Here is a 23,448-nt window from a genome sequence, read left to right as displayed (position 1 = left end):
AAGAGTCAAGAGATTATTCATTCGAACATTCTTCTTTTTCTCTTCCTGGCCAGGCGACTTGTCAGTCGTTGTTCCCGGTCAGTGGAGGCGCATTATAGGGAGTTCTCAGAAGCCCGCAACCCCTAAAATACAAATAATTTACTGACCGCTGAATCTTTCATCAAATGCCGTTTAAAGCGGCAATTCCTGGATACTTCTGAAGCCATATGCTTGTAAAACAGGCAGCAAACTTTGCGCTTCTGCAGTCATCGCCATGCAATAAGCGACACACTCTATTTCCACATCGGCTTTTTTTACCGGGACCGGCACATGAGAAGTCTCAATTAGCCAATGTGCGCGCCTCGCAATCGCAGAACCCGAGTCGATCATACGCGTGCCATCGGGCAAAACCTGTGACAGCTCCTGCGAAAGCAACGGGAAATGGGTGCAACCTAACACCACCGTGTCGGGCGGTTCACGTAAACGCAGCCACGGATGCAGAATTTTCTTTATTGCGACTAACGAAACCTCTTCGCCATGCAGCTTCGCTTCTGCCAGTTCCACCAGTTCCGCAGAACCCAGCATCAGAATCTGACAATCCGTCGCAAAGCGAGCAACCAGGTCATGAGTATAAGGACGCTGAACTGTCGCACGAGTCGCCAGTAATCCGACCACGCCATTACGGGTTAATTTAGCCGCAGGTTTGATGGCGGGGACAACCCCGACAACAGGGCAACTGAATTTAGCGCGTAATGCAGGAAGGGAAACGGTACTCGCGGTATTACAGGCGATGACAATAACAGAGAGGGGATGACGTTTTGCGACAGCGCTGACAATTTCAACCACACGCTCAACGATAAACGCTTCGGATTTCTCCCCGTAGGGGAACGCCACATTATCGAAGGCATATATATAGTGCAGGTCCGGCAACATTTGCCGGACCTCATCATAAACCGACAACCCGCCGACGCCGGAATCGAAAACCAGCACTGTCGGGCGATCAGGCACTTGGGTTGTATCAGAAGGTATAGCTTCCAGTAAGGTTGTACTCACGTCCTGGTGTTTCGTAGCCATAAACCGTCTCGTAATCTTTATCAAAGAGGTTGGCAATTCTACCACGAACCGTGAGATGTGACGTTACCGGATATGACACCGCAAGATCCCAAAGACTCACGCCTCCCAGACGTACATTTTCACTGGTGTTGTAATTCTTATCGTATCGTTCACCCAAATACTGATAATTGAGCGACCAGTCAAAATCAGCGACTGTCCAGTCGAGCTGATATTTCGCCTGCTGTTTAGCGCGGCGTAATAAAATCTCGTTGGTTTCAGCATTGCGGGGATCTAAATATTCCAGTGTGACCTGGTGCCTCAACGGGCCAGTATCGAAAGATCCGGTCCATTCAACCCCCTTGATTGTTGCCTTATCGACATTGTAATAACCGGATTGCTGATTGTCGTAACTGATCATCTGATCGATGTCATTACGATAAGCGGACAAACGCCAGTTTAATGGCCCGGTCAGGCCTTCCAGCCCACCTTCCCATTCTTTACTTTCTTCAGGCTTAAGATCGGCATTACCGCCAAAACTGCCATATAGCTGCCCCAGATTAGGCGCTTTAAAGGCTGTCCCGTATGAAGCAATCAAACGATAGCCGTCAATAAACTCCCAGGCAGCACTACTTTGCCAGGTACCATGTGAACCAAACTGTGAGTTATCGTCATTACGCACTGCGCCTTCAAAAGTGAAATCGCTCACTTTTTGCTGAGCTGTCGCGTATACACCCGTGTTTCGTTGGGTATAGCCATCGGTAATATAGTTGGTGCCTGGCTGAGTGCTGAGTTTCTGCCAGTCAGCGCCAGCGCTGAGGGTCCCCTGCCCTACCTGGAAAGTATTCCCCCATTGCAGGTTGTATTGATCCGAATCGTCCAGCGTTGCAGAAGCGGAATACGGACCGTATTTCGGGTCATAATTATAGTCTTTCGTATTGCTGTAGCTTCCGCTGATTTGCGTCGAATAGATCCCTTGCTGGAAGCGCAACCCGGTATCGTAAGTCCGGCTGTATAACTGGCGCGTGTCAGGCAACGCATCACTGTGTGCCGGGTCTGCGTAACTGTATGTTCCGTCATAGGCCGTGCGGTTATCAAAACCGTATGCGCGGGCAAAACCGCTGAACTGATCATTGAACTGATGCTCAAGACCTGCCCAGAGTGTCTTACTCATGAAGCCATCACGATCGGGCTGACGCGGATCACCGTAAGTATCCGGCAGATTCGCCACCACATCGGTCCCTTTTGTATAGGTATAGTTCCCCGCCAGCGTCAGAACCGTATTCTCACCGAGTTTCTGCTGCGTTGAGCCATCATAAGTCTGATAGCCATTTGAGCCGATACCGGCTGTCAAAGTCGTGCCTAATTTATCGCGCGTGGTAATGATGTTAACCACGCCACCAATGGCATCGGAACCATAAACTGCGGAGCGTGGGCCACGAATAAACTCAATCCGCTGAACAAGAGAAATAGGGATCTGACTGATATCCACCGCGCCGGAAATACCCGCCTGGTTAAGACGCACGCCATCCATCAGCACTAATGTGTGACTGGCATTCGTTCCGCGAACGAATAATGAAGTCTGCTGGCCCATTCCGCCGTTCTGAGCAATATCCACGCCTGGTAAACGACGCAATACATCAGCTACGGATTTGGACTGCCATCTGTCAATATCTTCACGCGTGACGATATCCGTCGGCGCTAATACAGAAGAAACAGGTTGTGGAAAACGGTTGGCAGTAACGACCATGTCATCGCTGCTGTTTGTGGAAGTGTTGTCCTGCGCCCACCCTGAAAAAGCCGTGACGGATAATGCCGTCAGCAGCACATGCTTTTTAATTGTCATAAATCGAGCATCCAAACTTAATTGGCGGATGCCGCAGAGGATCACCGACGGTATTTCGCGACGACGATGATTAATGCGACGTAACATCGGCAGGTCTTCGGACTTAGGATTTGCAGGCTAATTAATTACATCGTAATCAATTAAAATATCCGCACCGGGCGATGACTTCCCATTTCCTCTTCCCTCTTGCCTTTATATAAAAAGGGAAAGAGAAAAAAGAAACAGTGTCTGCATAATAAAGAATGCTATCGCCGTGATTTCCCCATACCGCTGCGCGCCAGTTCCGGATTCACACCGGATTCCCTTTTAACTCAGTCAATGAGGCCGAAACGCAATCCTACGATCAACCCATTTGGAAATCCAGACATCCGTAATGTCGGATGAACTTTCCTGATATAAATACAACAAAGGTAGACATAGGGGAGACTTTCCCTACAATCCCCCGCAAAGTTTGCCCATTTACTTCCTGTTAGACGAGATAACCGATGACGCCTGAAAACCTGCCCATTGAACACTACGACGACCAGCTGGCGGAAAAGACCGCACGTCTCACGGCGATGATGTCGCCTTTTAATGCGCCGCAGCCTGACGTTTTCCGTTCTCCTGTCAGCCATTACCGTATGCGCGCCGAGTTTCGCGTCTGGCATGATGAAGGCGATTTGTACCACATCATGTTCGATCCGCAGACCAAAGCCCGCGTGCGTGTGGATCAGTTCCCGATCGCCAGCGAATTGATTAACCGTCTGATGCCAGTGCTTATCGCGGCCATCAGGCAGGATCCGGCATTGCGCCGCAAGATTTTTCAGATCGACTATTTATCGACCCGCAGCGGCAAAATCATCGCCTCGCTGCTTTACCACCGTAAGCTTGATGACGAATGGCAGCAGGCTGCCAGTACTCTGCGCGACCACCTGCGCGCCGAGGGATTTGATATCCATCTGATTGGCCGTGCCGCCAAAACCAAAATCATGCTCGACCAGGATTATGTCGACGAGGTCCTTCCGGTGGCTGGCCGCGATATGATTTATCGTCAGGTGGAAAACAGTTTCACCCAGCCAAACGCTGAGATGAATATTCAGATGCTGGAATGGGCGCTGAAGGCCACGGAAAACTCGACCGGCGATTTGCTTGAGCTTTACTGCGGTAACGGCAACTTCTCGCTGGCTCTGGCGCGTAACTTCCGCCGGGTGCTGGCAACAGAAATCGCCAAGCCTTCCGTGGCTGCTGCACAATTCAACATTGCAGCTAACCAGATTGATAATGTGCAAATTATCCGCATGGCGGCTGAAGATTTTACCCAGGCGCTCAATGGGGTGCGCGAATTCCGTCGTCTGCAGGAGGTGGATTTAAGCGGATATGAATGCAACACGATTTTTGTCGATCCGCCACGCAGCGGACTGGATGACGAAACCGTGAAAATGGTCGCGGGCTACGAACGTATTCTTTATATCTCCTGCAATCCGGAAACACTGTGTGCAAATCTGGAAACCCTGAGCAAAACGCACCGCGTCACGCGTCTGGCGTTGTTTGATCAGTTCCCGTACACCCACCATATGGAATCGGGTGTGCTGCTGGAAAAATTCTGACAGCGAATGGAAAAACAAAAACGGGCACCTTCTGAGTGCCCGTTTTTATATCATTCCGTTATCCACAATATTATAAATAAACACGCATATATTCTGACAGACACAGGATAGCCATCGCCTGCCCGTAAGGCATTGAGGTCAGCGCGATTTCACGGTAAAAATCGAGATCGTTACCCATCGCCGTACCGAATGACGTTTGCGTCAGTTCCCCTGCGGGATTGATGTGCTTAATTACGCCCTGAATGGCTTTTTCCGCTACCGGCGCATATGACGCGTCAATATAGCGTTTACGCACGGCTTTCAGAATGCCGTAGGCGAAACCGGCAGTCGCTGAGCTTTCAAGATAAGACTGCGGGTCATCAAGCAGCGTATGCCACAAACCGCTATCGTCCTGACATTTTGCCAGCGCACTGACCTGACTTTCCAGCACCTGCAATAAATAGCGGCGGGTGGCGTTGTTTTCCGGCAAATCCACCAGTTCAAGAAATTCCGGGATAGCAATCGTCAGCCAGCTGTTACCGCGCGCCCAGCGGGCCTGAGCAAAGTTATGATGGCCGTCAAATGTCCAGCCGTGGAACCACAGACCAGTCTCGCGATCCATGAGATATTGCACGTGCATCAGGAACTGATACGTCGCTTCTTCGACAAACTCCGGGCGACCCAGCAATGTACCGATTTTCGCCAGCGGCAGCACGCTCATCATCAGCGTGTCGTCCCACATTTGCTGATGATTTTCGTTGTTATAAACAATGTGCTGCATCGCACCTTTGTCTGTGCGCGGCATTTCGTACATTACCCATTCAGCCCAGCGCTCCAGATAAGGACGCCATGCCGCATTGCCGGTTTCCTCGTAGCGATACGCCAGCGTCAGAAACGGGCTCATGGTATTAACGTTCTTGGTCGGTGTACCTTCCGCCAGACGCGCAGTAAACCAGTCATCTATCACCGCACGCATTTTTTCGTCGCCGGTCTGTTGATAATACTGATAAATTCCATAAAGCCCGATGCCGTGCGTCCATTCCCAGCCCGCCCAGCCTTTGGTATCAATCACGCGGCCATCGTCCAACCGCAGCAGGAACTCACCGGTTTTATCTTCGATATTCACCAGATTGTTGGTCACGTTGTGGATCAGCGATTTCAGTTCCCCGCGAGAAATGAAATGTTCCGGCTGTCGCAGCAAAGCACTGTGTTTAACTTCAAAAACTTTCATGGTGTTCTCCTGTGAACTCAAAATTTATAAACGTCCCTGGACCGGCATTTCGGCAGTATTTTCACGGGTAAGCTTTTCAGGGGGCGGGTTATTGCGATGCAGATAACCGATGTTGTTATTACCCCACAGCGATTCATATTTCATCCCCGTCAGCATTTCGACCGTAGCGCGGTCTTCCGGCGTAATTTGCTCCGGCACGATACGGTTAGCATCACGCATTTTCTGCGTTTCGCGGGTCAGCACGCCGTGTGTTTTCTGGTTAAGACGGAAGAACAGAGAGATGGTGAAACCGATACTGAGCATCAGCAGGGAACCCACCACCAACACGCCAAGGATAGTATGACCGACTGCCGGAACTTGCTGGCTTTGTCCGGAAACAAACCCGGCCAGTTGTAAGATAATACCCACCAGCATCACCGCACCGGCCTGTGACGCCTTACGGGTCAGTGTCATCACGCCGGCGAAAATCCCTTCGCGGCGCTGGCCGGTGATAGTTTCATCAACGTCAGCGATATAGGTGTAAATGTTCCACGGCACGTAGTTGATCCCCCCACGGCCCAGACCGGCCAGCGCGGAAATTAACAACAATAATGACATCGAGTCATTCATGCCTGCGTAATAGAGTAAGCCGTAAGAGATAGCGGCCAGCCCGAACAGAGAAACAGCCAGACGATAAGAAGGTGCAGGGCCAAAGCGGATACACAGTGGGATCATGCCGATCACCGCCACAAATTGCAGGATGGCCATCATGCCCATAAGGTTGGAGGCCGTGGCAGCACTTTGCATCAGCACGAACACCACGTAATAGGTGAACACGGCGTTAAACACGTCCTGCGCGATATACCCGCCCAGATATAACCCCAGATGCTGACGGAAAATTTTGATGCGCAGCGTCGAGGATAATTCGACTTTCAGGCGTTTCAGGCTTTGCGCCAGGGTCAGTTGCTGACGTTCGCGCTCAATTTTCTTCGTGGCTTCAGATTTGAGCTCTTCCGGTCTTTCCCAGGTAAAGAAATACACCAGCGTCAGAACGAATGCGCAGATTACGGCAAAGACCAGGCTCGAATAGAAGAAGGAGATGGCGTTATCTTTACCAAAATGCTGCAACAGAATACCCGGCAGGAAGGCCGCCAGAATCGCTGACAACTGTGCCAAAGCAATACGGGCGCCGGAGAATTTAGTTTTCTGTTTGAAATCATCGGTCATTTCCGGCACCAATGTTTCATACGGCACCAGAATCATCGTGTAAACAATATCAAACAGCAGATAGGTCAGCAGATAATAGGCATATCCCATATCGCCCACCCACATAAAGCTGTAGCTGAACACACAGGGAATGCCTAACAGGATGAAGAATTTGCGGCGACCAAATCGCTTACCGAGCCAGGTATTGCCGAAGTTATCGGTGAGATACCCCATCAGCGGACTCAGCACGGCATCAGCGACGCGTGCGGTGGCAAAAATAAATGTCGCTTCGATGGGCGAGAGCCCGCAGAACGTGGTGTAAAAATAGAGCAGCCACGCTGCGGTCAGGGCTGTCGTCCCCGCCCCCAGAAAATCGCCTGACCCGTAGGCGATGTAATTAAAGAATCCGATTTTACGTGTTTTCATTGCCGTGTTGCCTCTGTTAAATCACCTATAGGCGTAGGCGGAATGCGAACGAAAATATTTCGTCCGGCCATGATTCAAATTAACGGGGAGCAGGAATGAAAACCTTTTGGTTTTTGCCACTCAAGCGAACTTTATGGCAAAAAAATGAAGAAGTGGGCGATCAATCTCTAAATATTGAACATCGGTTTGATATTAATGAAATGACAGTTCATTAACTGGCGGGAAATAATAAAAGGCAATCCGCAGATTGCCTCGTTGGGTTATCAGAAAGGGACTACTGCGAGGAAGACTTACGTTTTTTAAGCTTCAGACCTATCCAGAAGATCAGCGCCACACAAATCACCGACGGCACGAAGTTCGAGCCCAGTTCAGGGTATTCCGCGCGCACAATGGTGCTGTACAGCAACAGCCCCAGCAGAAAGCAAGCCGCGGCTAAAACCGGTAACCCTTTCGGCATTTCACTGCGGTGGTAACGAACGTGCAGGCAATACACCGCTAACACCAGAGAAATGATCGGGAAGATCGAAAACGTTACGACAGAACTGAATAACGCATCGAAAGTGCCATTAATCGACAGCCCGGCAATCAAAGCCAAAACCAGAGTGCCATTATCCTGGTTCGGTTGTTCGGTCATTTTCTTTACCTCTGGTCATATTATTGAGGGGGAGTCACGGCCGTCCGTTCCTGCTGACGGCGATACCAGTAATATGCGCCTTTGGAAATCATCCGCAGCTGCAATACCAGCCGCTCTTCCAGCTGGCGGCGCTGTGCAATATCCACATCCAGCGCTTCCGCACCGGCGTTAAAAACGATGATAACCATCGCTTCAGCCTGCGCTTCGGTAAAACTGCGCGGCATATGGTTTTCGAGTTGCAGATAATCGGCAAGTTCCGCAATAAAATGCTGAATTTCGCGGGCGACGGCGGCACGAAACGCCGATGACGTACCGGAGCGTTCACGCAACAACAGACGAAATGCGTTGGGATTGTTACCGATGAATTCCATAAATGTGGAGACTGAGGTGCGGATCACGCTGCCACCTTTCGCAATGCGCTGGCGTGCCTGGCGCATCAGCTGACGCAGCATCAGCCCGCTTTCATCAACCATTGTCAGGCCCAGTTCATCCACATCGCGAAAATGCCGGTAAAAGGAGGTTGGCGCGATGCCTGCCTCGCGGGAAACCTCACGCAGACTCAGACTCGCAAAGCTGCGCTCGGCACTGAGCTGGCTGAAAGCCGCCTCAATCAGTGAACGACGCGTGCGCTCTTTTTGTTGTGCTCTTACGCCCATAACCTTCATCCGGATAGTATTCTTCTTTTTGATTATTCGCCTGATATCGCTTCACTATATCAAAATTTTTAGCGGTCGGAGCCAAAGATACAACAGCATAAAGTGGGTCAGAATGTTGCTGCATTACCATTAAATGACAACTGCATGTGGGGTAAATAGGTGTAATATGTTACTTTCTCGTTGTGATTTTGTATAAAAATAGGTTTCGAACTATGCCACAGCACTCACATTTTGATGCCATCATCATTGGCTCAGGTCCTGGCGGAGAAGGCGCTGCCATGGGACTGGTTAAACAAGGCGCCCGGGTTGCTGTCATCGAACGCTATAACAATGTCGGTGGCGGATGTACTCACTGGGGAACCATCCCTTCCAAAGCATTGCGCCACGCCGTCAGCAGAATCATCGAATTTAACCAAAACCCGCTCTACAGCGATAACTCCCGCACAATGAGCTCCACTTTCCCGGACATCCTGCGTCACGCCGATTCAGTGATTAATCAGCAAACACGTATGCGCCAGGGTTTCTATGAGAGAAACCAATGCCAGCTGTTCTCGGGTGATGCCAGTTTTGTGGATGCCAATACCATCAGTATCCGCTACGCCGATAACACACACGAAGTGATTACCGCAGATAACATTGTGATTGCCTGCGGCTCGCGCCCGTACCGGCCTGCCAATGTCGATTTTGGTCATCCGCGCATTTACGACAGCGATTTGATCCTCGAACTGAGCCATGAGCCACGCCACGTGATTATTTACGGCGCGGGGGTGATCGGCTGCGAATATGCGTCAATCTTCCGCGGTCTGAACGTCAAAGTAGACTTAATCAATACCCGTGACCGCCTGCTGTCTTTCCTCGATCAGGAAATGTCAGATGCGCTGTCCTATCACTTCTGGAATAACGGTGTGGTCATCCGCCACAACGAAGAGTTCGAGATGATCGAAGGCGTGGAAGACGGTGTGATCATGCACCTCAAATCCGGTAAAAAAGTGAAGGCTGATGCGCTGCTGTATGCCAACGGACGCACGGGTAACACCGATAAACTGGGTCTGGAGAATATTGGTCTGGAAGCTGACAGCCGCGGGCTGCTGAAAGTGAACAGCATGTATCAGACTGCGCTGTCACATATTTATGCGGTAGGTGACGTCATTGGCTATCCAAGTCTGGCATCAGCGGCTTATGATCAGGGCCGGATTGCCGCGCAGGCCATGATTCAGGGCGAAGCGAAAGTCCACCTTATCGAAAACATTCCGACCGGTATTTATACCATCCCTGAAATCAGTTCCGTGGGTAAAACCGAGCAGGAACTGACGGCGATGAAAGTGCCATACGAAGTGGGCCGCGCACAGTTTAAACATCTGGCACGCGCACAAATTGCGGGTATGAACGTGGGCAGCCTGAAGCTCCTGTTCCACCGGGATACCAAAGAAATTCTGGGGATTCACTGCTTTGGTGAACGTGCGGCCGAGATTATTCACATCGGCCAGGCGATTATGGAACAGAAAGGTGAAGGTAATACTATCGAGTATTTCGTTAATACCACCTTCAACTATCCGACCATGGCAGAAGCCTATCGCGTTGCGGCACTGAACGGATTAAACCGCCTTTTTTAACACTGCAGTTCGGTCCATGTAAGGCTGCATGTGCTCTTTGATGGCTTCCGCAAGTTGCTCGTAACGCCCGCGCAGTGGCGAACCGGGACGATATACCAGCGCGATTGTGCGTCGCGGTTCCGGTTTGTCACACGTCAGATACGTCACTCCGTCACGGCTGCGCTCATTGGGCACAGCCAGGGATGGCAGCAAGGTAATCCCGCTGCCCGCCGCCACCATATTACGCAGCGTTTCCAGACTGGTTGCCCGGAAATGGGTATCTTCATCCGCCCCCGCCTGGAAGCAGAAACCGAGTGCCTGATCACGCAGGCAATGCCCGTCTTCCAGCATCAGTAATTTTTCACCCGCCAGATCGGCCATCGCCACACGATCGCGCGATGCCCACGGATGATCATCGTAGATCGCCAGCCTCATCGGCTCATCAAACAACGGCACTTCAATAAACGCTTCGCTCTCTTTTACCAGCGCCAGAATCGCACAGTCGAGTTTTCCGCTGTCAAGCTGAGACAGTAACTGATGGGTTTGCGCCTCATGCAGATACATTTCCAGTTTCGGGAAGGTTTTATGCAGCGAGGGGATAATCTGAGGCAGCAGATAAGGCCCGACTGTCGGGATCAGGCCGATATGCATCGGGCCGGACATCGCTTCGCCTTGTTGGCTCGCCATCTCTTTCAGAACTTTCACTTCACGCAACACCGTGCGCGCCTGATCCACCAGCAACAAACCGGCTTGCGTAAACAGCACTTTGCGGCTGGTTCTTTCAAGCAACATAACGCCAAGTTCATCTTCCAGTTTACGTATCTGACCACTTAATGTCGGCTGGCTGACATGGCATGAATCTGCTGCGCGTCGAAAATGACGAAACTCAGCCAGTGCCACCAGATACTCTAGATCACGAATGTTCATTTTTCCTCCAGTCCCTAAAAGGCAATGCGATAGTCGTTAACGATAGATAAGATAGCAATCAACGATTATATCTATCAACTACTATCGTGAATAATGCTTTCCAACAAGGCAGAAATGCCGAAAAAACTTTCTATTTTATTGATTAATTAAGAGGTTATTCATGTTTGCAAGCCAGGAAGGTAGACACGTACCGCACGTTACTTTTCACACCCGACAGGGCGATCAATGGGTAGATCTCTCCAGCGACAATCTGTTTAAAAATAAAACAGTGATCGTATTTTCATTGCCGGGTGCATTCACCCCGACCTGTTCTTCGAGTCACCTGCCACGTTACAACGAACTGGCTCCGGTGTTTAAAAACCACGGCGTCGACAGCATCCTGTGCGTTTCCGTGAATGACACCTTCGTGATGAACGCCTGGAAAGCCGAACAGAACGCCTCCAACATCACTTTCATCCCGGACGGTAACGGTGAATTCACCAAAGGGATGGACATGCTGGTAGAGAAAGCGGATTTAGGCTTCGGCCCGCGTTCATGGCGTTATTCCATGCTGGTACGCAACGGTGTCGTCGAGAAAATGTTCGTTGAGCCAAATAAGCCAGGCGACCCGTTTGAAGTGTCTGATGCTGACACCATGCTCAAGTATCTGGCACCAGAATTTAAAGTGCAGGAATCCGTGTCCGTATTCACCAAACCGGGCTGTCCGTTCTGTGCGAAAGCCAAACAAATGTTGCAGGAACGCGGCATTCAGTATGAAGAAATTGTATTAGGTAAAGACGCGACCACCGTCAGCCTGCGCGCCGTGACGGGCCGGGCAACAGTGCCGCAAGTCTTTATCGGTGGACGCCACATCGGGGGAAGTGACGATCTGGAGGTTTACCTCCATTCAGAAACACAAGACGTGTGCGAAGTGGCACAGTAAGCGTCAATAAGGATCTGCTGTAAGAAGTAAGGCAAGAAATCCCTGCATTACCGACAAAAAAGCAAAGTAAGACTACGTGAATTTTCGGCGGATCTATGATCCGCCTTTTTTATTTACGCTAAACGCGCCTTCGCATCAGCAATCGCCTGTGCAACCTGCTGCGGAGAAACACCGCCTTTAGCGGCTCGTTTGTCGAGACAAGATTGCAGTTCGAGAATGGCGTAAACATCGTCGCCAATCACGCTGCTGAATTTCTGCAAATCTGCCAGCGGTAATTCTTCCAGCGCTTTGCCCTGATTAATCGCTTCCACTACCGCTTCACCCACAATATGGTGCGCCTCACGGAACGGAACACCCTTGGCAACCAGATAATCTGCCAGTTCGGTGGAGTTAGCATAGCCCTGTTGCGCGGCTTCTTTCGCCCTTGGGCGTTTTACCTGAATACCATCCAGCACCAGCGATGCCATGTTCAGACAATCCATCCAGGTATCGAGTGCGTCGAACAGCCCTTCTTTATCTTCCTGCATGTCTTTGTTGTACGCCAGCGGAAGACCCTTCATCGTCATCATCATACCGGTAAGCGCGCCCTGCACACGACCACACTTACCACGGATCAGCTCCAGTGCATCCGGATTCTTCTTCTGTGGCATCAGGGAAGAGCCGGAGGTGACACGATCGGACAAATCGATAAACGCCGCTTCACCGGTATTGAAGAAAATCAGGTCTTCTGCAAAACGTGAAAGGTGAACCATGCTGATGGCCGCGTTGGAAAGCAGCTCCAGAACATGGTCACGATCAGAAACACTGTCGAGGCTGTTACGTGTCGCAGAAGCGAAACCTAACCAGCCAGCCAGTTGTTCGCGATCCATCGGATAGGCAGTACCGGCCAGTGCGCCACAGCCCAGCGGACTGACGTCCAGACGAGCCAGCGTGTCTTTCAGGCGGCTTTCATCACGCGCCAGCATTTCAACATACGCCATGCACCAGTGCGCAAACGTCACCGGCTGGGCGCGTTGCAGATGGGTGTAACCCGGCATCACGGCGTCCTGATTGGCTTCGGCCGTGGCGACCAGCGCCTGCTGCAAATGATGCAGCGCCTCACGCAGTTCAACCACCTGTGTTTTACACCACAGTTTGATGTCAGTCGCGACCTGATCGTTACGGCTGCGGCCGGTGTGCAATTTCTTACCGAGATTGCCAACTTTGTCGATCAGTTTGCCTTCAACCCAGCTATGAATATCTTCGGCATCACTGGCTAAAATAGCGCGGGGATTGGCACGGACTTCTTCCAGCAACACAGTCAATGCGTCTTCCAGCTGAAGCTGTTCGTCAGCGGTTAATACATTCACAGTCACCAGCGCTTTGGACCAGGCTACCGAGCCCACAATATCCTGCTCCGCCAGCCGGTAATCGAAACGCAGTGAGTCATTCAGTTCTTTAAACCGCTGATCTGCTGCCTGAGTAAAACGTCCGCCCCAAAGTGCCATTTTGCTGCTCCTGAAATTTTTTATGCAAAAGGGCGCAATATGGCTGCGCCCTGACAAAAGTGTGTACCGAATGCGCGTCAGATTTAAACCTGCCGGGAGGTGAATTACCCCAGAATGCGTGTTCCGATCGCAACGCCATTAAACAGTGCGGGTAATTGCTCAGCGTGACGCCAGCTGGCGATATCCACAGGACGTCCGAGAGAACGTGCAGCGTCCAGCGCAGCGTTAACTTTGACGATCATGCCATCGGTGATAATACCCTGCCCGATAAGCTGTTCGGCTTTCTCTGCACTCATTTCCGGAATACGCTGGCCTTTGCCATCAAGAATTCCGCTGACATCAGACAGCAGGATCAGATCCGCGCCCAGCGTGGCCGCCAGTGCAGTTGCTGCCTGATCGGCGTTAACATTCATCAGCTCACCGGTTGCGGTGATGCCAATAGAACTGACAATCGGCAGGTAGCCTGCGCCATGCAATGTGTTAATCAGCGCCGGATCACCCGCTTCGGCTTTACCGACGAAGCCCAGTGATGCATCCAGTTGCGTAACGCTGACGGTGCCGCCGTCAGCCAGAGACAGGCCAACCGCGTTGATGTGATTTTTGACCGCCCACGCCAACAGAGTTTTGTTCGCGCTGCCGGCGAGTGCACCCGTGATAATGTCAATCTGATCAGCCGGTGTCACGCGCAGACCGGCTTTTTTCACGACAGGCAGATTCAGCTTTTTCATCAGCTCGTCAACCAGGCAGCCACCACCATGAACAATAACCAGCGGGCGGTGATATTCCTGGCGATAAGCCACTATTGCCATGAACAGCCGCTCAAGTGCTTCTTCATTGTCCAGCAACACACCACCTAACTTGATGACTAACGGATTCATAGCTGTTCGCGCCCCGACCGGTTGAGAATGTTAATTAATAACAATACGTTTAATTTAATCTAACACCCCTGCGCGTCTGAATAAACGCTCAGGGGCGGTTGTTTTCTGTTTACAGTCAATCTGACGGCTGGTTAAAGCAATGATTGTGTTTCCGGGAAGCCGAAACGGATATTCATGCACTGAACTGCCTGAGCAGACGCGCCTTTGAGCACGTTATCTTCCGTCGCTACCACAATCAGATGTTCACCTTTCACCGCAAAACCGATATCGCAGAATGGCAGACCGACCACATCTTTCAGCGCCGGGACGCCTTTGGTGTACAAACGCACCAGCGGTTTATCGTGATACGCATTATGGAAGGCTTCCGCCACGTCCTGCTCCGTCACACCCGCGTTCAGACGGCAGGTGATAGTCGCCAGAATACCGCGCGGAAAATTGCCCAAATGCGGCGTGAAAATCACCGGCACGCCAAGATGTTCGGCAATTTCTGGCTGATGACGGTGGCTGAAGAGTTTGTAAGGCTGAAGACTGACTTCGCAGAAACTGTTGCCGAGTGTCGCTTTACGGCCAGCGCCGCTGACACCGCTGGTGGCATTGATGACCGGCCACTGGCTGTCATTAAGCAAACCATTGTCGATAAGGGGTTTGAGCGCCAGCTGTGACGCGGTCGGGTAACAGCCCGGAACAGCAATCAGCTGTGCGTCTTTTAATTTGTCAGCCTGCCATTCGGCCAGACCGTATACAGCCTGATCGAGCAGTTCGAGATGCTGATGCTCAAAGCCGTAGAATTCAGTGTAAAACTCAGGTTTGCTAACGCGGAAAGCACCGGACAGGTCAAACACCACGCAGCCCGCCGCCAGAAACTGTGGTGCTAAATCGTGGCTGACTTCATGCGCTGTCGCCAGAAAAACAACATCGACACCTTTCGCTGCTTCAGCCACATCAGTCAGAGGCAAAACAGGCAAATCGACGATGCCTTTTAATTGAGGATGCAAATCAGAAAGTAATTTTCCTGCATCTGCACTTTGCGCTGAAACCGTTAAACCGGTTATGTTCATCTGTGGATGGCGATTCAGGTAAGCAGCGAGTTCAGCTCCGGCATAACCTGTGGCACCAACAATCAGCGTATTCAACATAGGGCTTGTTCACCTTCTCAATTTTGGGGTAGGGCCGGATGAATTTTTTTCCGGTTTCCTTACGCGCTGGCTTATTGTATTTTTATTCACAATAATTGCATGAATATGAATACTACCCTAACTAAAGGCTGTCAACAGTGAAGATGAAATTACCTCCTTTTATTGAGCTCTACCGGGCGTTAATCGCCACCCCTTCCATCAGCGCGACAGATGCTGCACTGGACCAGAGCAATGAAACGTTAATCAATTTACTGGCAGGCTGGTTCGGTGATTTAGGCTTCAAAGTCGAAGTGCAACCCGTTCCAGGAACACGGCATAAATTCAATATGTTAGCCAGTACTGGCGAAGGCGCGGGTGGTTTACTGCTGGCAGGCCATACCGATACCGTTCCGTTCGATGATGGCCGCTGGACACGTGATCCTTTCACCCTGACCGAGCATGAAAATAAGCTCTATGGTTTAGGGACTGCCGACATGAAAGGTTTCTTCGCCTTTATCCTCGATTCACTGCGCGATGTTGATCTGACTAAACTGACTAAACCGCTGTATATTTTGGCGACTGCGGATGAAGAAACCACGATGGCCGGTGCCAGTTATTTTTCCAAAAACGCAAAGATCCGCCCTGACTGCGCCATCATCGGTGAACCTACTTCGCTCAAGCCGGTTCGTGCACACAAGGGACATCTGTCAAATGCTATTCGTATCACCGGTCAGTCCGGCCACTCCAGTGATCCGTCCCGCGGCGTGAACGCTATTGAACTGATGCACGAATCGATTACCCATTTAATGACGCTGCGCAATACGCTGAAAAGCCGTTACAACCACAGTGGTTTCGTGATCCCGTACCCGACCATGAACTTTGGTTATATCAACGGCGGCGATGCGCCAAACCGCATTTGCGCGTGCTGCGAAATGCATATGGATATCCGCCCGCTGCCGGGTCTGACGCTGACTGAGATTGACGGTCTGCTGAACGAAGCGCTGGCCCCGGTCAGTGAACGCTGGCCGGGACGTATTGAGATTGAAGAACTGCATCCGCCCATCCCGGGTTATGAATGTCCGCCGGATCACCCGCTGATACAGGTAGTCGAAAAACTGCTGGGTGTGGAAACAGAAATTGTTAACTACTGCACCGAGGCACCGTTTATTCAGGAACTGTGTCCGACACTGGTACTCGGACCGGGTTCTATCGATCAGGCGCATCAGCCAGATGAATATATTGATATGGCGTTCATTAAACCGACTCGCGAGCTGATTTCTCAGGTCGTTCATCATTTCTGCTATCACTGATACTGAATGACGCACTGATGAAGAAACAAACAGCGCGCTTACGGGCGCCCTTTGATACTGTACAACGTTGCTATTGAACAAAAGCAGGATTAGCCAAACTGATATCGTCGCGGTTGTAATTAAATTTCAGCGACATGGCCAAAAAGACCATTTTTCACGTGAGTGATGAGGGGTTTTTGGGTTAAAACAAGTGCTGCATTTAAAAGTATGGCCAGGTTGGCAGGGTGAACGGGGCAAGAATGCCTGACGGGTGAAAGTTATTTACAGAATATAAAAATTAAACGAGAGAACGGGTCAGAGGTAATATGAACGAACAATATTCCGCAATGCGAAGTAATGTCAGTACCTTAGGTAAATTGCTAGGCGACACGATCAAAGATACGTTGGGAGAGCATATCCTGGATCGTGTTGAGAAAATCCGTAAGCTGTCGAAATCCTCCCGTGCCGGAAACGACGCGGATCGACAAGAATTACTGTCAACGTTGCAAAATCTCTCCAATGATGAGCTGCTGCCTGTTGCCCGTGCTTTTAGCCAGTTTCTGAATTTAGCCAACGTGGCTGAACAATATCACAGCATTTCGCCACATGGCGAAGCGGCCAGTAATCCTGAAGCCCTGGCACAATTGTTCGATCGCCTGAAATCCAAAAATCTCTCAGAACAACAGCTGCGTGATGCTGTCGACCAGCTTTCTATTGAACTGGTACTGACCGCGCACCCGACAGAAATTGCCCGCCGCACACTGATCCACAAACTGGTCGAAGTGAATAACTGCCTCAAGCAGCTCGACCATAACGATCTGGCCGATTACGAACGCAAACAAATCATGCGTCGTTTGCGTCAGTTGATCGCGCAGTCATGGCACACCGATGAAATCCGCAAAAACCGGCCTTCTCCTGTGGATGAAGCTAAATGGGGCTTTGCGGTCGTTGAAAACAGCCTGTGGGAAGGCGTACCTGCTTTCCTGCGTGAACTGAACGAACAACTGGAAACGTCACTGGATTATAAAATGCCCGTGGAAGCCGTGCCGGTTCGCTTCACTTCATGGATGGGCGGCGACCGCGACGGTAACCCGAACGTGACGGCCGATATTACCCGCCACGTACTGTTGCTGAGCCGCTGGAAAGCGACTGACCTGTTCCTGCGTGATATCGCGGTGCTGGTATCAGAATTGTCGATGACCGAATGTACGCCGGAACTGCGTGAGCTGGCGGGAGGGGCGGATATCATCGAACCTTACCGTGAAATCATGAAACAGCTGCGTGCTCAGCTGACCAATACGCAGGTTTATCTGGAAGCTCGTCTGAAAGGCGAACGCGTTGCGCGCCCTCATGATTTATTGGTGAAAAATGACCAGCTGTGGGCACCGCTATACGCCTGTTACCAGTCGCTGCAAGCCTGCAATATGGGCATTATTGCCAACGGCCAGTTGCTGGATACCCTGCGCCGCGTGCGCTGCTTCGGCGTGCCTCTGGTGCGTATCGACGTGCGTCAGGAAAGTACCCGCCACACCGATGCTATCGCTGAAATCACCCGCTATCTCGGTCTGGGCGATTATGAAAGCTGGTCAGAATCCGATAAACAGGCTTTCCTGATCCGTGAACTGAATTCAAAACGTCCGCTGGTGCCACGTCACTGGGAACCGAGTGCCGACACCAAAGAAGTGCTCGATACCTGTCAGGTGATTGCCGAGGCACCGGAAGGCTCGATTGCAGCGTATGTCATTTCGATGGCGCGTACACCGTCTGACGTGCTGGCCGTACACCTGCTGCTCAAAGAAGCCGGTTGTCCGTTCCCGATGCCTGTCGCGCCGCTGTTCGAAACGCTCGACGACCTGAACAATGCCGACGATGTCATGAAACAGTTGCTGAGCATTGACTGGTATCGCGGTTTCATTCAGGGCAAACAAATGGTGATGATTGGCTATTCCGACTCCGCAAAAGACGCGGGCGTGATGGCCGCATCATGGGCACAATACCGTGCTCAGGATGCTCTGATCAAAACCTGCGAGAAAGCCGGGATTGCCCTGACACTGTTCCACGGACGCGGCGGTTCTATCGGCCGTGGCGGTGCACCGGCACAGGCAGCGTTGTTATCTCAGCCTCCGGGCAGCCTGAAAGGCGGCCTGCGCGTGACCGAACAGGGCGAAATGATCCGCTTCAAATTCGGATTGCCGGAAGTCACTATCAGCAGCCTGGCGCTGTACACGTCTGCGATTCTGGAAGCCAACCTGTTGCCACCGCCTGAGCCGAAGCAAGCCTGGGTAGATATTATGGAACAGCTGTCTGACGTGTCCTGCAAAATGTACCGGGGTTATATCCGCGAGAATAAAGACTTCGTGCCTTACTTCCGTGCAGCAACTCCGGAACAGGAACTGGCGAAACTGCCGCTGGGTTCACGACCGGCGAAACGTAAAGCCAGTGGTGGCGTCGAAAGCCTTCGCGCCATCCCGTGGATTTTCGCCTGGACGCAAAACCGTCTGATGCTACCAGCCTGGCTGGGCGCCGGTGCCGGTTTACAGGCCGTGGTCGATGGCGGGAAACGTGACGAGCTGGAAACCATGTGCCGCGACTGGCCGTTCTTCTCCACCCGCATCGGCATGCTGGAAATGGTATTTGCGAAAGCGGACCTGTGGCTGGCGGAATACTACGATCATCGTCTGGTAGAGAAAGAGCTGTGGCCGCTCGGTCAGCAACTGCGCGATCAGCTGGCAAGCGACATTAAAGTGATCCTGGCGATTTCTAACGACGATCACCTGATGGAAGATTTACCGTGGATTGCGGAATCTATCGCCCTGCGTAACGTCTACACTGACCCGCTGAACGTATTGCAGGCTGAATTGCTGCACCGTTCCCGCGAGCTGGAAAAAGACGGTAAGCAGGATGCGAATGTAGAGCAGGCGTTGATGGTGACGATTGCCGGCGTGGCAGCGGGTATGCGTAATACCGGCTAGTGTCTGCTGAAGCTATCTAAAGAAAAACCCGCGAATTCGCGGGTTTTTTGTATTCAGCGTAGGGCAAAATATTAGGCGCGAACCGGCACGTCAATTTCCGGACGCACACCCAGTGTGTGGCAAATTGCGTAACTCATTTCTGCACGGTTCAGGGTATAGAAATGGAAGTCCTTTACACCTTCACGGCTGAGGATTTTCACCATGTCCATCGCGATGTTGGCGCCAACCATTTTGCGGGTTTCGGCGTCGTTATCCAGCCCTTCGAACAGGCTGTTCATCCAGTGCGGTACACGCACATTGGTCATCGTCGCAAAGCGGGTCAGCTGTTTGAAGTTGGACACCGGCAGAATACCCGGCACAATTTCCACATCAATCCCCTGACCGGCGCAGCGGTCACGGAAACGCAGATAGCTTTCCACATCGAAGAAAAACTGCGTAATAGCGCGGTTCGCACCGGCATCAATTTTGCGTTTCAGGTTAATCAGATCTGACTGTGCGCTTTTAGCTTCAGGATGCACTTCCGGATAGGCCGCAACGGAAATATCAAAGTCACCCACTTCTTTCAGCAACTTTACCAGATCGGTGGCATACATTTCCGGCTTGCCGCCGCCTGCCGGTAAATCACCACGCAGAGCTACAATGTGACGAATGCCACTTTCCCAGTAATCCTGTGCGATTTGACGTAGTTCATCACGGCTGGCATCAATACAGGTCAGATGCGGTGCAGCTTCCAGACCGGTACGTTCTTTAATGCCTTTGATGATGCTGTGTGTACGGTCACGTTCACCGGAGTTTGCCCCGTAGGTGACAGAAACAAACTTAGGCTTAAGGCTGCTGAGGCGGTCAATAGAACTCCACAACGTATCTTCCATCTCGCTGGTGCGTGGCGGGAAAAATTCGAAAGAAACGTTAATCTGACCCTGTAACTCTGCCAGATTCTGGTTCAGCGCTTCGCGCTGGTTTGCGTGGAAAAAGCTCATAAACACTACCTCATGGATCACTGCGTTTTGATTATGGTTCGTTATAATGGACGTTTGGACGTCTAAACGTATAGATAGAAAATGACGGAAAGCGGGCAAAGTGTCAACGTTAAAATGAGGCCAGGGGATGATTAATATTCACGCTTTCTGAAAGAATTTCATTTTGAGGACGTTTTGCTGGGGGGAATTAAGCTCCTCCCCCTGCGAAGGGGAGGCTGGGAGGGGGTTTAGCAGACCACTTCGCCCCCCATTCCCATGAGAAGGACAGGCGCAGGGAATTACAGAAGTTGCGTCAAGCGGTTAAGATCAGACTGCAACGCACCTGCGGTGACGTCACGCCCTGCGCCCGGCCCGCGGATCACCAGCGGATTATCACGATACCAGCGGCTTTCGATAGCAAACACGTTATCGCAAGGCAGCAACGCAGCCAGAGGATGGTCGTCGCGCACGGCTTCAACACCCACACGCGCTTTGCCATTAGCATCGAAACGCGCCACATAGCGCAGCACAAGACCCATTTCGCGGGCCGCTTCCAGACGTTGCAGCATTTGCTGGTTCAGCGCCTCACCGTCTTCGAAGAACTGATCAACCGATCCGGTCACACAGCTTTCCGGCACCAGCGATTCCACACGAACCTGCGTCGGTTCAATATCATACCCGGCCTCACGCGCCAGGATCACCAGCTTGCGCATGACGTCCTGACCGGATAAATCATCACGCGGATCAGGCTCCGTTAACCCCTGCTGCCAGGCTAAATCCACCAGTTCGGTGAACGGCAGCGTGCCATCGAATTGCAGGAACAGCCATGACAAGGTACCGGAGAAAATTCCGCTGATGGCCAGAATGCTGTCACCGCTTTCACGTAAATCGCGCACCGTATGGTTGACCGGCAAACCGGCACCTACCGTGGCGTTATACAACCAGTGGCTGCCAGTTTTGGAAAACGCGTCGCGGATCTGACGATATTTATTCGTATCCGATGCCCCCGCCAGTTTATTGGCGCTGATAACATGGAAACCGTAACTGGCAAAATCCAGATACTGATCTGCCAGTTCAGCGCTGGCGGTGACATCGAGAACCACTAAATCGTCATAAGGATGCGCACGCATCCACAGGAACAGCGATTCTTCATCGTGTGCCTGCGCTTCATCATCAAAGAAAGCCAAAGCACGGCTGGCGTCCAGCCCGTCGTAATTGAGCAGGCTACGCTTGCTGTCAACCACACCCGCCAGTACAAACTCAAAACCGCTGCGGGCAGAAATATTCTTTTGTTCACGGGCGAACAGTTCCAGCCAGCGTGAACCGATATTGCCTTTACCAAACAGCATCAGACCGATTTGCTTTTCAGCACGGAACAGCGTTTTGTGCAGCCCCTGAATCAGGTGCGCGGTCGGGCCGATACGCAGCACGGCCACCAGACTGATACCGTCTTCGGCCTGCCAGATAAACTCCACCGGCTGATCTTTCATCTCCTGATAGAAACGGTGACTGTGCAGCGGGTTCTTGCACACGCCCGCACCGACCAGCGCCACCAGCGCCAGCCCTTCACGCAGCGTCAGACGCGCCGGAAGGGCCGCATCTTCGAGAACCTGCAACGCACTGCCCGCCACTTCAGAGGTGTAGCACAGTTGCAGTAAATTACGATCAGGATGAATGCCGGTACACAGCGGTTTGATCTGCGCCCGTTTGAGCAGCAGTTCGACATCTTTTTGCGCCAGACCGAAATCATGACCTGACGGAATGACCATTTCGATCAGACAAATATCATCGTGACTGGTGACAATTTTCGCACCGGTGCCGGAAGCCAGTACACGTTCGATACGCGTTGATCCTTGCTCCGGCTGATAACTGCAACGCAGCTGTAAATCGATATCGCTACCGGAAACCGGTTGAAGAGTACGGGTGTGAAGAACCGGTGCGGCCAGGCGTGCCAGTTCACTGGCTTCATCGAGACGCAACAAGGGCAGCAGACAGGCATCTTTTACTTTACGCGGGTCAGCGCTGTAGACGCCGGCCACGTCACTCCAGATGGTCACGCGGCTGGCATTCGCCAGTGCACCAATCTGGGTGGCGGAATAGTCACTGCCGTTACGGCCAAGCAGCACGGTTTCACCCGCGTCGCTGCGGGCAATAAAACCGGTCACCACCAGATATTGCTGAGGGTGCTGCGCGAGAAGTTGTTGCAGCAGCGGGTAAGAACGGCCTTCATCAACCTGAGGTTGTGCAGCACGTTCAGCCCGCAGAAATTCACGGGCATCCAGCCAGGCGGCCGGTAATTCCAGTTTGCATAACACCGCAGACATCAGGCGTGCGGACCAGACTTCGCCGTGCCCTACCACTTCAGCATAAATTGCATCGGTCATTTTGCCGTCAAGCAAAACAGCCAGACGTTCGAGATCATGAATAAAAGAAGCAATAAGCGGTTCGGCCATTTCCGGCGGCAACAGGCCGGTTATCAAATCACTCTGATAACGGCGCAAAGCTTGCTGAACCTGATGCGCGGAAAGTCTGTCTGTCTGGCTGAGCTTCAGCCAGCTGATCAGTTGGTTAGTTGTACTGCCAGCCGCCGACACCACCATCATGTCACCCGGCTTCGCATACTCGGCCATAATACCGGCGACGCGCAGATAACATTTCACGTCGGCCAGACTGCTACCACCAAACTTGTGCAACTGACGGCTTCCCGCCGGCGCTGCAACCGCTATTGCATTCAT

17 protein-coding genes and 1 riboswitch are annotated in these 23,448 nt (G+C 51.9%); of the genes, 5 read left to right on the top strand and 12 right to left on the bottom strand.

Translation table 11 applies throughout. The features are described 5' to 3' along the window. Nucleotides 1-171: 171 nt before the first annotated feature. Nucleotides 172-1,053 carry a glutamate racemase gene (gene murI / locus ACOZIO_RS23015; protein WP_129955347.1) on the bottom strand — a complete coding sequence of 294 codons (882 nt, stop codon included), beginning with the start codon at nt 1,051-1,053 and terminating at the stop codon, nt 172-174. Beyond that, nucleotides 998-2,875, bottom strand: a complete 1,878-nt coding sequence (btuB, locus tag ACOZIO_RS23010; protein ID WP_129992178.1) for a TonB-dependent vitamin B12 receptor BtuB — start codon at nt 2,873-2,875, stop codon at nt 998-1,000. Before btuB ends, murI begins: the two co-directional genes overlap by 56 nt. A gap of 71 nt (nt 2,876-2,946) precedes the next feature. After that, nucleotides 2,947-3,219: riboswitch (cobalamin riboswitch) on the bottom strand. A gap of 141 nt (nt 3,220-3,360) precedes the next feature. Here btuB and trmA point away from each other — a divergent pair. Continuing rightward, nucleotides 3,361-4,461 (top strand): tRNA (uridine(54)-C5)-methyltransferase TrmA, encoded by a 1,101-nt coding sequence (gene trmA / locus ACOZIO_RS23005; protein ID WP_421595763.1) that lies wholly within the window; start codon nt 3,361-3,363, stop codon nt 4,459-4,461. Nucleotides 4,462-4,531: 70 nt separating this feature from the next. Here trmA and ACOZIO_RS23000 read toward each other — a convergent pair whose 3' ends face one another. The 4 genes from ACOZIO_RS23000 to fabR all read right to left on the bottom strand — a co-directional run bounded on the left by ACOZIO_RS23000 (nt 4,532) and on the right by fabR (nt 8,572). Next, nucleotides 4,532-5,671 (bottom strand): glycoside hydrolase family 88/105 protein, encoded by a 1,140-nt coding sequence (locus ACOZIO_RS23000; RefSeq protein ID WP_129955342.1) that lies wholly within the window; start codon nt 5,669-5,671, stop codon nt 4,532-4,534. Between the two features lie 24 nt (nt 5,672-5,695). Then, on the bottom strand, nt 5,696-7,282 hold the full coding sequence (locus ACOZIO_RS22995) for an MFS transporter (RefSeq protein WP_129955340.1): 1,587 nt from the start codon (nt 7,280-7,282) through the stop codon (nt 5,696-5,698). Nucleotides 7,283-7,556: 274 nt separating this feature from the next. After that, nucleotides 7,557-7,916: a YijD family membrane protein gene (locus tag ACOZIO_RS22990; protein ID WP_129955338.1), complete on the bottom strand. Its 360-nt coding sequence runs from the start codon at nt 7,914-7,916 to the stop codon at nt 7,557-7,559. A 20-nt stretch (nt 7,917-7,936) separates the two neighbouring features. Then, entirely contained in the window at nt 7,937-8,572 is a 636-nt protein-coding gene (gene fabR, locus ACOZIO_RS22985) for an HTH-type transcriptional repressor FabR (protein ID WP_165383770.1), read from the bottom strand. A gap of 212 nt (nt 8,573-8,784) precedes the next feature. Here fabR and sthA point away from each other — a divergent pair, with 212 nt between their 5' ends. Beyond that, entirely contained in the window at nt 8,785-10,185 is a 1,401-nt protein-coding gene (sthA, locus tag ACOZIO_RS22980) for a Si-specific NAD(P)(+) transhydrogenase (protein WP_015699169.1), read from the top strand. Here the strand turns inward: sthA and oxyR are convergent. After that, nucleotides 10,168-11,091: a DNA-binding transcriptional regulator OxyR gene (oxyR, locus tag ACOZIO_RS22975; protein ID WP_129955334.1), complete on the bottom strand. Its 924-nt coding sequence runs from the start codon at nt 11,089-11,091 to the stop codon at nt 10,168-10,170. The genes sthA and oxyR overlap by 18 nt on opposite strands. 160 nt (nt 11,092-11,251) lie before the next feature. Here oxyR and ACOZIO_RS22970 point away from each other — a divergent pair, with 160 nt between their 5' ends. Further along, entirely contained in the window at nt 11,252-12,013 is a 762-nt protein-coding gene (locus ACOZIO_RS22970) for a glutathione peroxidase (protein WP_129955332.1), read from the top strand. Nucleotides 12,014-12,126: 113 nt separating this feature from the next. Here ACOZIO_RS22970 and argH read toward each other — a convergent pair whose 3' ends face one another. The 3 genes from argH to argC form a co-directional block, all read right to left on the bottom strand. Next, entirely contained in the window at nt 12,127-13,500 is a 1,374-nt protein-coding gene (gene argH / locus ACOZIO_RS22965) for an argininosuccinate lyase (RefSeq protein WP_129955330.1), read from the bottom strand. A 104-nt stretch (nt 13,501-13,604) separates the two neighbouring features. Beyond that, on the bottom strand, nt 13,605-14,378 hold the full coding sequence (gene argB / locus ACOZIO_RS22960; protein WP_129955328.1) for an acetylglutamate kinase: 774 nt from the start codon (nt 14,376-14,378) through the stop codon (nt 13,605-13,607). 131 nt (nt 14,379-14,509) lie between these two features. Beyond that, nucleotides 14,510-15,514, bottom strand: coding sequence for an N-acetyl-gamma-glutamyl-phosphate reductase (argC, locus tag ACOZIO_RS22955; RefSeq protein ID WP_129955326.1), 1,005 nt, complete (start codon nt 15,512-15,514; stop codon nt 14,510-14,512). A gap of 137 nt (nt 15,515-15,651) precedes the next feature. Between argC and argE the strand changes: the two genes are divergently transcribed. Both argE and ppc read left to right on the top strand, forming a co-directional pair. After that, nucleotides 15,652-16,803 (top strand): acetylornithine deacetylase, encoded by a 1,152-nt coding sequence (gene argE, locus ACOZIO_RS22950; RefSeq protein WP_421595759.1) that lies wholly within the window; start codon nt 15,652-15,654, stop codon nt 16,801-16,803. Between the two features lie 305 nt (nt 16,804-17,108). Continuing rightward, nucleotides 17,109-19,754: a phosphoenolpyruvate carboxylase gene (ppc, locus tag ACOZIO_RS22945; protein ID WP_129955323.1), complete on the top strand. Its 2,646-nt coding sequence runs from the start codon at nt 17,109-17,111 to the stop codon at nt 19,752-19,754. Nucleotides 19,755-19,825: 71 nt separating this feature from the next. On the opposite strand, the gene metF is transcribed toward ppc, so the two are convergent. Next, nucleotides 19,826-20,734, bottom strand: a complete 909-nt coding sequence (gene metF / locus ACOZIO_RS22940; protein ID WP_129955321.1) for a methylenetetrahydrofolate reductase — start codon at nt 20,732-20,734, stop codon at nt 19,826-19,828. 278 nt (nt 20,735-21,012) lie between these two features. Then, complete coding sequence (locus ACOZIO_RS22935; RefSeq protein ID WP_129955319.1) at nt 21,013-23,448, bottom strand: bifunctional aspartate kinase/homoserine dehydrogenase II; 2,436 nt, start codon at nt 23,446-23,448, stop codon at nt 21,013-21,015.

Origin of the sequence: Rahnella sp. PD4 (assembly GCF_049199325.1) — a bacterium.
GTDB lineage: Bacteria > Pseudomonadota > Gammaproteobacteria > Enterobacterales > Enterobacteriaceae > Rahnella > Rahnella perminowiae.
The sequence above is the reverse complement of the archived record's forward strand: the minus strand, read 5'-3'. Positions and strand labels throughout refer to the sequence as shown.

Bases quoted from the DNA above. Each gene is read 5' to 3' on its own strand.
- murI (WP_129955347.1), bottom strand. From the start codon at position 1,053: ATGGCTACGAAACACCAGGACGTGAGTACAACCTTACTGGAAGCTATA.
- btuB (WP_129992178.1), bottom strand. From the start codon at position 2,875: ATGACAATTAAAAAGCATGTGCTGCTGACGGCATTATCCGTCACGGCT.
- trmA (WP_421595763.1), top strand. From the start codon at position 3,361: ATGACGCCTGAAAACCTGCCCATTGAACACTACGACGACCAGCTGGCG.
- ACOZIO_RS23000 (WP_129955342.1), bottom strand. From the start codon at position 5,671: ATGAAAGTTTTTGAAGTTAAACACAGTGCTTTGCTGCGACAGCCGGAA.
- ACOZIO_RS22995 (WP_129955340.1), bottom strand. From the start codon at position 7,282: ATGAAAACACGTAAAATCGGATTCTTTAATTACATCGCCTACGGGTCA.
- ACOZIO_RS22990 (WP_129955338.1), bottom strand. From the start codon at position 7,916: ATGACCGAACAACCGAACCAGGATAATGGCACTCTGGTTTTGGCTTTG.
- fabR (WP_165383770.1), bottom strand. From the start codon at position 8,572: ATGGGCGTAAGAGCACAACAAAAAGAGCGCACGCGTCGTTCACTGATT.
- sthA (WP_015699169.1), top strand. From the start codon at position 8,785: ATGCCACAGCACTCACATTTTGATGCCATCATCATTGGCTCAGGTCCT.
- oxyR (WP_129955334.1), bottom strand. From the start codon at position 11,091: ATGAACATTCGTGATCTAGAGTATCTGGTGGCACTGGCTGAGTTTCGT.
- ACOZIO_RS22970 (WP_129955332.1), top strand. From the start codon at position 11,252: ATGTTTGCAAGCCAGGAAGGTAGACACGTACCGCACGTTACTTTTCAC.
- argH (WP_129955330.1), bottom strand. From the start codon at position 13,500: ATGGCACTTTGGGGCGGACGTTTTACTCAGGCAGCAGATCAGCGGTTT.
- argB (WP_129955328.1), bottom strand. From the start codon at position 14,378: ATGAATCCGTTAGTCATCAAGTTAGGTGGTGTGTTGCTGGACAATGAA.
- argC (WP_129955326.1), bottom strand. From the start codon at position 15,514: ATGTTGAATACGCTGATTGTTGGTGCCACAGGTTATGCCGGAGCTGAA.
- ppc (WP_129955323.1), top strand. From the start codon at position 17,109: ATGAACGAACAATATTCCGCAATGCGAAGTAATGTCAGTACCTTAGGT.
- metF (WP_129955321.1), bottom strand. From the start codon at position 20,734: ATGAGCTTTTTCCACGCAAACCAGCGCGAAGCGCTGAACCAGAATCTG.
- ACOZIO_RS22935 (WP_129955319.1), bottom strand. From the start codon at position 23,448: ATGAATGCAATAGCGGTTGCAGCGCCGGCGGGAAGCCGTCAGTTGCAC.